Source organism: Sporosarcina sp., from assembly GCF_029257255.1.
Taxonomy (GTDB): domain Bacteria; phylum Bacillota; class Bacilli; order Bacillales_A; family Planococcaceae; genus Sporosarcina.
This window is the reverse complement of sequence record NZ_JARICI010000039.1, coordinates 1-10212: the sequence shown is the minus strand read 5'-3', so window position 1 is coordinate 10212 and position 10212 is coordinate 1. Positions and strand designations below refer to the sequence as shown.

11 protein-coding genes and 1 rRNA gene are annotated in these 10212 nt (G+C 43.6%); 2 read left to right on the top strand and 10 right to left on the bottom strand.

Going from position 1 to position 10212, the window contains the following annotated elements; all coding sequences use genetic code 11:
* Positions 1-127, bottom strand: a 16S ribosomal RNA gene (locus tag Q1J64_RS08730); the annotation flags it as partial.
* Positions 128-522: 395 nt separating this feature from the next.
* Complete coding sequence (locus Q1J64_RS08725) at positions 523-1425, bottom strand: DMT family transporter (protein ID WP_301108682.1); 903 nt, start codon at positions 1423-1425, stop codon at positions 523-525.
* A gap of 128 nt (positions 1426-1553) precedes the next feature.
* Between Q1J64_RS08725 and Q1J64_RS08720 the strand changes: the two genes are divergently transcribed.
* Positions 1554-2276 (top strand): MgtC/SapB family protein, encoded by a 723-nt coding sequence (locus Q1J64_RS08720; RefSeq protein ID WP_301108681.1) that lies wholly within the window; start codon positions 1554-1556, stop codon positions 2274-2276.
* 36 nt (positions 2277-2312) lie between these two features.
* Here the strand turns inward: Q1J64_RS08720 and Q1J64_RS08715 are convergent, their stop codons facing one another.
* Positions 2313-3476, bottom strand: a complete 1164-nt coding sequence (locus Q1J64_RS08715; protein ID WP_301108680.1) for an iron-containing alcohol dehydrogenase — start codon at positions 3474-3476, stop codon at positions 2313-2315.
* A 103-nt stretch (positions 3477-3579) separates the two neighbouring features.
* Here Q1J64_RS08715 and Q1J64_RS08710 point away from each other — a divergent pair, with 103 nt between their 5' ends.
* Positions 3580-3819, top strand: coding sequence for a DUF378 domain-containing protein (locus Q1J64_RS08710; protein WP_301108679.1), 240 nt, complete (start codon positions 3580-3582; stop codon positions 3817-3819).
* Positions 3820-3870: 51 nt separating this feature from the next.
* On the opposite strand, the gene Q1J64_RS08705 is transcribed toward Q1J64_RS08710, so the two are convergent.
* The 7 genes from Q1J64_RS08705 to Q1J64_RS08675 form a co-directional block, all read right to left on the bottom strand.
* Complete coding sequence (locus Q1J64_RS08705; protein ID WP_301108678.1) at positions 3871-5115, bottom strand: Glu/Leu/Phe/Val family dehydrogenase; 1245 nt, start codon at positions 5113-5115, stop codon at positions 3871-3873.
* A gap of 120 nt (positions 5116-5235) precedes the next feature.
* Complete coding sequence (locus Q1J64_RS08700) at positions 5236-6429, bottom strand: ornithine--oxo-acid transaminase (protein ID WP_483315968.1); 1194 nt, start codon at positions 6427-6429, stop codon at positions 5236-5238.
* Positions 6430-6453: 24 nt separating this feature from the next.
* Positions 6454-8001: an L-glutamate gamma-semialdehyde dehydrogenase gene (gene pruA, locus Q1J64_RS08695; RefSeq protein WP_301108676.1), complete on the bottom strand. Its 1548-nt coding sequence runs from the start codon at positions 7999-8001 to the stop codon at positions 6454-6456.
* 125 nt (positions 8002-8126) lie between these two features.
* The gene (yugI, locus tag Q1J64_RS08690) at positions 8127-8501 is read right to left on the bottom strand and encodes a S1 domain-containing post-transcriptional regulator GSP13 (RefSeq protein ID WP_301108675.1); all 375 of its coding nucleotides are present in this window, start codon (positions 8499-8501) and stop codon (positions 8127-8129) included.
* A gap of 125 nt (positions 8502-8626) precedes the next feature.
* The gene (locus Q1J64_RS08685; protein WP_301108674.1) at positions 8627-8887 is read right to left on the bottom strand and encodes a DUF1871 family protein; all 261 of its coding nucleotides are present in this window, start codon (positions 8885-8887) and stop codon (positions 8627-8629) included.
* A gap of 170 nt (positions 8888-9057) precedes the next feature.
* Positions 9058-9279: a hypothetical protein gene (locus Q1J64_RS08680; RefSeq protein WP_301108673.1), complete on the bottom strand. Its 222-nt coding sequence runs from the start codon at positions 9277-9279 to the stop codon at positions 9058-9060.
* A 33-nt stretch (positions 9280-9312) separates the two neighbouring features.
* Positions 9313-9903, bottom strand: coding sequence for a peptidylprolyl isomerase (locus Q1J64_RS08675; protein ID WP_301108672.1), 591 nt, complete (start codon positions 9901-9903; stop codon positions 9313-9315).
* Positions 9904-10212 lie beyond the last annotated feature (309 nt).

Sequence of the window (10212 nt, the reverse complement as noted above, 5' to 3'; positions counted from 1 at the left end):
TTGCCCACGTGTTACTCACCCGTCCGCCGCTAAACTTCAGGAGCAAGCTCCTGAAGTTTCGCTCGACTTGCATGTATTAGGCATGCCGCCAGCGTTCGTCCTGAGCCAGGATCAAACTCTCCATAATACTGTCCGGCGATACGCCGCGGATTACGTCGTCAGTTTCGCTCGTTCGGTCGGTCACGTACAAAAGTACGCTCCCTCCCTCTCTCACTCACTTCCTAGTACTCCACAACGTCTCACCGGCCAGCAAGTATAAGAAAGATTCGAGTTAGCTCGAGTTTCTTGCTGGCATCATTTAAGATACTCATTTTTGTTTGTGTCACCGAAGTGCACAGACTATTTTCGTTAACGTTTTGCTGTTCAGTTTTCAAGGTTCATTTGGTTTGTCCTGTAAAAGCAACTTCTCTATAATACACTCAGCAACACTTTAAGTCAACATCTTTTTTAAAAACTTTTTTCGTTGATTTAGCGTGTGTCCCAAGCGACAAGAACTAATATACAATAGATTCGATATAGAAATCAAGTCTTTTTTGAAAAAAGTTTTTTATTTATTACTTTGAAGTCTATTATAAACAGTAGAATCCCTATCAGGACAATGATTCCGCCTGTTAATTGCGTTGATGTAATACTTTCTCGCAAAACAAAGTAAGCAGCAACGGATGCAATTACCGGTTCAAATAAAATAGTAATTGAGATCACATTTGTACTAACCCATTTGATTGCCCAATTAAAAAGAGAATGCCCCAATAAGTTTGGTAACAGCGCTAAAGCAAGGAACCACATCCAGTCAGAAGCAGGATAACCGATCAGCGGCTGTTGTTCATATAGAACATATGCGAACAATACAATGGAACTTGCTGTATAAACGAGAAACGTATAGGTTATGAGCGATACTCTTTTACGCACATCCTGCCCTACTAATAAATAAGCCGTAATAAAACCACAGGCTAACAGCGCCAGGAGGTCTCCAAAAAGCGCTGCACTGCTGATTTGGAAATCCCCCCAGCTGATAATGATACTTCCCGTGAGCGCAATTAAAACTGCAGTCAGCATCTTACCGGTAATAACTTCCTTAAAAAACAAAGCGGTACCTGCTAAAGCAAAGATCGGCTGCAGTGTAACAAGCACGGTTGAACTGGCAACGGAGGTATAATTCAGCGATTCAAACCAAAGCACAAAGTGAATCGCTAAAAAGAGCCCCGCTATCCCAGATAACAGCCAATCTCTTTGTCTAAGTTGCCGAAGTTCTCTTCTATAGGAATAGAAAAATAACGGAAGCATAATAACAACTGAAAAAAACATACGATAAAAGGCAGTGACTCCTGCATCTGCGGTTGTTAATTTCACAAAAATAGCAGATAAGCCCACTGTCAGAACTCCAATTACAATTGGTATATATGGATGAATCACCGGTTTATTCATAACATTTCACTTCTCTTTCTATTACTCAACCCTTTACAATAAGAAGCAGAGATGAGTGTACAAAGTTTACCTTATTCCAGAATTTCTAATGCGTTTTTGTTTAATTCGTCCATGAAGGAGGATATACCATGACGACCTTGCTAACTGAATCATTCAATTTAGAAGCAGTTATGAAAATAGGAATCGCTCTTTTCTTAAGTTTAGTTATCGGCGTCGAGCGGGAAATTAAAAAGAAACCCATCGGATTGAAAACGAGTGCGGTAATCGCTACATTCAGCTGTCTACTGACGATTATTTCGATGGAAGCAGCTTATATGGTACCAGCACGCAATGATATCAATATTACAATGGATCCGTTGCGTTTGTCAGCACAAATCGTCAGCGGGATTGGCTTTTTGGGAGCCGGCGCCATACTGAGAAGAGACAACGACAACATCACCGGTCTGACAACAGCTGCAATGATATGGGGTTCAGCAGGAATCGGAATCGCTGTTGGTGCAGGATTCTATATTGAAGCCTTCTTTGCAGTGATCAGTGTCATGCTGGTTATAGAAATGATCGCACCGTTTTTAAGCCGGTTTGGTCCAAGACGCTTACGAATGAAGGAAGCGACATGCATCGTCATCATATCAGATAAAGCTAAAATTGAAGAACTAGTGGAATATCTAAGGAAAGAAAGTATGGAAATCGATCATATGAGAATTAGACAGTTTCAGACTGAGCACCAGCAGTATCGTCATGAATTACAATTTAAACTCACTGCCCTTCCAAAGAAATCTACCTCCTCTCTCTATGTGGAACTGACAACTCTGTCGTTCGTAGAATCAGTGGAACTTGTCATTTACCCATAAAAAAAGCATCAAGTCGGCGGACTTGATGCTTTTTTATTATAAGCACGTTTTCAGTAATACTAGCACTTCATCACGAGACAGCTTTGCGTAGCCGCCTAGTGGGCCATTGACAGCCGCTTTATTGGCAATCAGCTCTAGTTTCGAATCATCAATATTATAATCTGCAAGTGATACAGGTGCTCCGATTTGCTTCCAGAAAGCACTCAAACGATCAATACCTTCCCTAGCAGTTTCTTCATCGGTTTTACCAGTAGGATCTACATCAAATACATTCACAGCTAACTGGACATAACGCTTCGGGTTACGTGAATACGTCTGCTTCATCCAATGAGGGAAAAGAATGGCCAAACCGCCGGCATGAGGAATATCGTAGACTGCAGAAATTGCATGTTCAATATCATGCGTGCCCCAATCCCCTCTTGTGCCCATCGATAAGAATCCGTTCAATCCCCATACTCCAGCAAACATCATTGCTTCACGGAGCTCAAGATTATTAGGGTCCTGCACCAATTTACCGCCAATGTCCATCACCTGACGCAATGCAGCTTCGCAAATCGCATCCTGAAACGGCGCTTGTTCTGTCGTATGGAAGTATTGTTCAAAAATATGCGACATCGTGTCTACAATCCCATTAACCGTTTGATCCATTGGAACAGTTAGTGTATAAGCAGGATCTAAAATAGAGAACTTAGGGTAGCTTAAGGGACCACCCCAGCCGTATTTCTCTTGCGTTTCTTCATTTGTGATGACAGAACCTGCGTTCATTTCTGAACTGGTTGCCGTCAGCGTCAAGATCGTACCAAAAGGCAATGCTTCTTTCGGTCTCTCTTTACCTATTACGAAGTCCCAAGGATCGCCGTCATACTTCGCTGCTGAAGCGATTAACTTCGTGCAGTCAATGACCGAACCGCCACCTGCCGCCACAATGACATCGATATGATGCTCTTTACATAAATCTGCCCCTCTTTTTGCAGTGGACAGACGTGGGTTTGGTTCCACTCCCGCCAATTCTGTAACTTTAAAATCATTAGCAGCAAAGATATTCATTAATTCGTCGTATAAACCATTTCGTTTGATGCTGCCTCCGCCATATACGAGAAGCACTCTTTTACCAAAAGCACTCAGTTCTTTCGACAACCGCTGTAACTGACCTTCACCAAAAATAAGTTTTGTAGGGTTTTGAAAAACAAAATTATCCATCCGATTTCCTCCTCCGATTTGTCTCTATTATGAAAAAGATGTATTTGTGTTGCAAGTATAGTGTTCTGAAATTGGGATATACTTCATTTTAGGAGGAGATCGTATGGAAACACTTCAAAAACTAGCGTTAGCCGTGACGATTATCGGCGCATTAAATTGGGGCGTCGTAGGTATTTTCCGTTTTGACGTGATTGCCCAATTAACAGAGGGTGCTTACCAGCCGCTTGCCCGTTTTTTATATGTAATTATCGGATTGTCCGGCTTACTGACACTCGGTGTGCTATTCAATTATTGGCAGCGGGATCACGATGATGAACAAGCACCTGTACCTTCAGCAGAATGAAGAGTAAAAGGCATCCCCTCAATAAAGAGGAGATGCCTTAATTTAATTTATTTAAACCCAACCACGGAAACGGCTGGCTTCTGCTGTTTTTCGTACACCTATCATGTATGCAGCTAAACGCATATCCATATTGCGAGTAGTCGCAACGTTGTATACATTTTCGAATGCAGTGACCATTTTCTCTGTCATACGTTCGCGCACTTCTTCTTCAGTCCAGTAGTACCCCATATTGTTCTGTACCCACTCAAAGTATGAAACGGTTACACCGCCGGCACTTGCCAATACGTCAGGCACCAATAAAATTCCACGGTCTGTCAGAATTTTCGTAGCTTCTGATGTAGTCGGGCCATTTGCTGCCTCTACTACGATATCCGCCTTGATATTGTGTGCATTTTTTTCAGTAATCTGGTTCTCGATAGCTGCTGGAACTAAGATATCACAGTCCATTTCGAGCAACTCTGCATTTGTCAGCGTGTTGTCGAATAATGTAGTAACGGTACCAAAGCTGTCACGGCGATCCAATAAGTAATCGATGTCTAAACCATCCGGATCATGCAGCGCGCCATAAGCATCGGAAATCCCAATTACTTTCGCTCCTGCATCATGAAGGAATTTGGATAGGAAACTACCTGCGTTACCAAACCCTTGTACAATGACACGGGCGCCCTTCATATTGATATTGCGACGTTTTGCCGCTTCGTTAATAATAATTGTTACACCTTCAGCAGTTGCACGGTCACGACCATGTGATCCACCTAGTACAACTGGCTTACCTGTAATGAATCCTGGTGAGTTAAATTCATCAATCGCGCTGTACTCATCCATCATCCACGCCATAATCTGTGAGTTCGTAAAGACGTCCGGTGCGGGAATGTCTTTTGCTGGCCCCATCACTTGACTGAGCGCTCTAACATATCCGCGGCTTAAACGTTCTAACTCACCCATTGACATTTCACGCGGATCACAGATGATACCGCCTTTACCGCCACCATATGGAAGATCAACAATTCCGGCTTTTAGCGTCATCCACATAGAAAGTGCCTTCACTTCATCAGCAGTTACTCCAGGGTGGAAACGCACTCCACCTTTTGTAGGACCGACCGCATCATTATGCTGACCTCGGTAACCTGTAAACACTTTTGTTTTTCCATCATCCATACGGATAGGAATTCGTACTTCCACCATACGTAGTGGTTCTTTCAGTAGTTCATACATTCCTTCATCATAGCCTAACTTTTCAAGTGCTTCTTTGATGACAACTTGCGTAGACGTAAATAGATTCAGGTTTTCAGTCATTGTATGGTTCGCCTCTTTGTTTGGTATTGTCTTTCACGGCCATATTATAACACGGTCACTTTAAGAATTCCACCCCGAATTTCAAACCTTTTCTGAATTTTTTATTGTGATGACTTTTATTCAGTCTATAAAAACACCTCTGATTTTCTCCAGCGCCCAATCGAGCTCCTCTTTAGTAATGGTAAGAGGCGGAGCAAAGCGGATCACCGTGTCATGTGTTTCCTTACACAACAAGCCTGCCTCTTTCAATTTTTCGCAATAAGGACGGGCCGCTTCCGTCAGTTCCATTCCAATGAAAAGTCCCCTGCCGCGAATATCTTTTATAGATGGATGATTAATTTTTCGCAATTTATCTACAAAATACATTCCAAGCTCCTGAGAGTTTTCTGCTAATCTTTCATTTTCCAGTACGTTAATCGATGCAATCGAGACAGCGCATGCCATCGGGTTACCCCCGAATGTCGAGCCGTGAGAGCCAGGATTAAACACATTCAGCACATCGTCGTTTGCCGCTACGCAAGAAATCGGGAATACTCCCCCACCTAACGCTTTGCCGAGAATATACATATCCGGTACGACATCTTCCCAGTCACATGCAAACATTTTCCCTGTACGGCAAAGACCCGACTGGATTTCATCTGCAATAAACAGAACTTGTTCTCTTTTACAAAGATCTGCTGCTTTTTTCATGAATCCTTGCGGTGGAATGATGATTCCCGCTTCCCCTTGAATCGGCTCGATGATAAATCCTGCAGTGTTCGGAGTAATGGCATTCTTAAGCGCTACGATATCACCGTACGGCACTAGTTTAATGCCAGACAAGAGTGGACCGAATCCTCTTTTATACTCTGCTTCGGAAGATAATGAAACTGCACCCAATGTACGTCCGTGGAAATTCCCAATACATGCGATGATTTCAGCCTGATCCTTTGCTACGCCTTTTACTTCATACGCCCAGCGTCTAGCCGCCTTTATTGCAGTTTCCACTGCTTCTGCTCCCGTATTCATTGGTAGCACCATGTTTTTACCTGTCAGAACAGCTACTTTTTCGTACCACGGTCCTAATTGATCGTTATGAAACGCACGTGAAGTCAGTGTGACACGGTCTGCCTGATCTTTCAGCGCCTGAATTATTTTTGGATGACGGTGCCCTTGATTGACAGCCGAATAAGCCGCCAGCATATCAAGATACTTATTGCCTTCCGGATCTTTCACCCATACCCCTTCTGCTTCCGAAACGACAATCGGCAGCGGTATATAGTTCGGCGCACCGAATTTTTCCGTTTGTTCGATGATTCTCTCTGATCTTGTCACATCCATCCACCTCTTTCATTCAGCTTACAGCATTTCGGACGTAGTCTTGCCCTGCATGTGAAGTTGTAGATAATCCGGCCCGCCTGCTTTTGAATCGGTACCCGACATATTAAAGCCGCCAAACGGCTGATATCCTACAATTGCACCTGTACATCCGCGATTAAAATATAGATTGCCGACATGGAAATCCTCACGCGCTTGTTCGATATGATGACGATTCGTCGTGATGACAGCGCCAGTCAATCCATAATCGGTATCGTTTGCAAATTGAATGGCTTCTGTAAATGAAGAAGCTTTGGAGAGTGCGACTACCGGTCCGAAAATTTCTTCTTGTGAAATTCGGGCATACGGATCAACATCCGCAAAAACCGTAGGCGCAATAAAATAGCCTTTTGAGTCATCTCCTGTCCCGCCTGCAATCAGACGGCCTTCTCGCTTGCCAATTTCAATATAATCCATAACTTTATCGTATGCTGCCTGATCGATAACTGGACCCGCCAAGTTTTCACAGTCCGTTGGGTCTCCCCACTGAAATGACTTGGCCAACTTCTCAACACGCTCGACTATTTCGTCATACACATCTTCATGAATGATCACACGGGAACAAGCAGAACATTTTTGTCCACTGAATCCGAATGCTGATTTGACAATGGACAGCGCAGCCAGTTCTAAATCTGCTTCATTGTCCACTATGATCGTATCTTTACCGCCCATTTCCGCTATCACACGCTTCAGCCACTTCTGACCATCCTGTACTTTTGCTGCACGTTCAAAAATTCGGGTCCCTACTTCCCTGGAGCCAGTGAATGACACAAACCGCGTCGAAGGATGGTCGACGAGATAATCTCCAATTTCAGAACCGGAGCCAGGGATATAATTGACGACACCTTCCGGAAGCCCCGCCTGCTCCAGCACTTCCATGAATTTATAGGCTATGACAGCAGCCGTTGAAGCCGGCTTCAGCAGCACGGTGTTACCTGTAACGAGCGCTCCCACTGTTGTGCCAGCCATAATGGCAAACGCAAAATTCCACGGTGAAATGACAACACCAACACCAAGCGGGATATAATCAAAACGATTGTACTCCCCCGGTCTGCTTTCTACAGGTACGCCTTCCTTCAGTTTCAGCATTTGCCGTCCATAGTATTCCAAGAAGTCAATTCCTTCTGCTACATCGGCATCCGCTTCATTCCAAGGCTTCCCCGCTTCTTTCGTAAGCAGGGCGGAAAACTCGAACTTCCGGCGTCTGATAATAGCCGCAGCTTTAAACAGCACATCTGCACGAAATTCAGGTTTCACCTTGCGCCACGTTTCAAACGCGTCTTTTGCTGCCGTCATCGCCTGTTCTGCCAGTTCCTGCGAAGTTTGCGAGACATTGCCGATCAGTTCTTTTTTATTCGAAGGATTGTTTGATGCTGTTTTTTTATCCGTCATGATCCGCTTTCCGTTAATAAGTAAAGGATAGTCTTTCCCCAAATAACTTTCTACCGACCGAAGTCCGTCTTCATAAGCTGTACGGTTTCTCTCCACTGTAAAATCTGTAAAAGGTTCATGCTTGTATGGAATCATCATAATCAAGTCCTCCTTTTATGATAGCGTTTACATATCTAATTATGAAAGAAACTGAGAGGTAAGTCAAAGTACACCTCTTTTGAAATGTAATAAAAAAACACGGAAGCATATGCCTCCGTGCGTTTTTAGTGACCCGATTGCTCGATCCAGTCTTTCAGTTTGTCTTTAAGCGAATTAAACCCATCTGCATCTTGCTGATCCACGCGTTCCTGCAAGGATTGACGTGAGCGGTGATGGTTTTGATAGGAGCTTGGTGGTTCTTGTAAAGCACGAATCGATAAGCTGATTTTACTCGCTTCTTCATCGACTTCGAGCACTTTTACACGAACTTCCTGTCCCACTTCCAAGTATTCATGAATATCTTTGACAAATCCGTACGTGATTTCAGAGATATGCACCAACCCCTGCGTTGAAGCATCCAATGCGACGAACGCGCCGTATGGCTGTATGCCGGTTACTTTTCCGGTAAGCTCATCTCCTACTGAAAACTTGTGAGACATGCAAAACAGCTCCACTCTATAATAGTATCTAGTCTGCCACTAAGGCCGCTTCATAGTATACCATATTCAAAACGGTTGAACAAAAAACCACCCCTGCAAAATGGGTGGTTTTGATTCAGATGAAATTAGACAATACACTTGGCTTCATATTTAACAGCCAGTAATTTATAGGAGATGTCCATACACTCCTCTAAGGGAATCCAAATTTCATAAGAGTGCTCGTAGACTTCTCGGATGCATTTCGCCAAGTCTGTCGGATGATCAATCGTTTGAAGTGAGGATATGACGTCTGCGATTTCCAGTTCATACGCTTCTTCCCCTGCTTCAAACGGATCCCATTGTTTTAACAGCATGGCAGCTCTCTTGTTCATTTCCACGGTTTGCACGATTTGTCACCTTATTTTTGTTTTCTTTTATCATAGCATAGCGGTCCAAAAGAAAAAAGAAAATCAGCCGCAATTTCAACAATTACCGTATTTGATATACATAAACAACTAACTTCAAGCCAATATAATTATATTGCTTCTGCCAGTTTTAAGACTAAAAAACATCCCGTTTAGTCGACGGGATGTTCTTGGTTTTTATGATGTTGTCGCTCTTTAAGAATACGCTGTTCGAGCTCTTTCGTTTCTTCTTCCTGCCGTTTTGACTTCTTGATGATCCAGCGGAATACGAATAGCATCAAGGTCATGAAAATGACAAATGAAATTGCTGCCGGGATGTATTCTGCTTTATCTTCAGGAAAGTATAGGAAAGGCATTAACAAAACGAAATTCATGCTGGTTTCCCCCTATTACTTGCTGGCTGTTGCTTATTTTTGAACGATTTCAATCGATTCGATTTTGATTTCTTCTTTCGGCTTGTCTTGACGATCGCGTTTCGCCCCTGCAATCTTATCCACTACATCCATACCTTCAATGACTTGGCCAAATACAGAGTGTTTTTGATCTAGATGCGGTGTACCGCCGTTTTCTGCATATGCTTCTGCAATTTCATCCGGCCAGCCGCCTTTTTTCAATTGATCAGGAGATGCACCTGCTAAAGCGGATGCTTGAACAATGAAGAATTGGCTGCCGTTTGTGTTCGGTCCTGCGTTAGCCATAGAAAGTGCTCCGCGAAGGTTGAACAGATCCATTGTAAATTCATCTTCAAATGAATCACCGTAGATACTTTCTCCACCCATACCTGTTCCAGTCGGGTCTCCCCCTTGGATCATGAAGTCAGGGATAACACGGTGGAAAATAATTCCGTCGTAATAGCCGTTTTCTGCATGTGTCAGGAAGTTCTCAACCGTCTTCGGCACTTGCTCTTTGAAAAGTTTTATTTTAATCGGGCCCATTGTCGTGTTCATGACAACGAGTGCTTCGTTTTCTGCTACTTCAGTTGATAATTGTGGATACATGGAATTCCTCCTCTAATTTGCGTGCTTAGACATACGTTTGTTAGTTGGCGTATATGAAAACAGTTTATCATATCTGATCTAGAATTTCGATAATTGAACCTGTGACAGTTAGTTGACAGTGTTTTTGAGGGCTAGACGGCGCTTTCCGCTTTTAGTCATATCCAGCTGCGACGGCTAGCTCCTCGGATCACTTCAGGCATAAAGGAAAGGCAAAGAGCGCCTTTCTTTTATGCCTCCGACGTACAGGATGTACTAGTGCCGACGTTGCCGCAGGACGCGGCGATTTAGTCGGCCAGTGCCTGTCGGAGC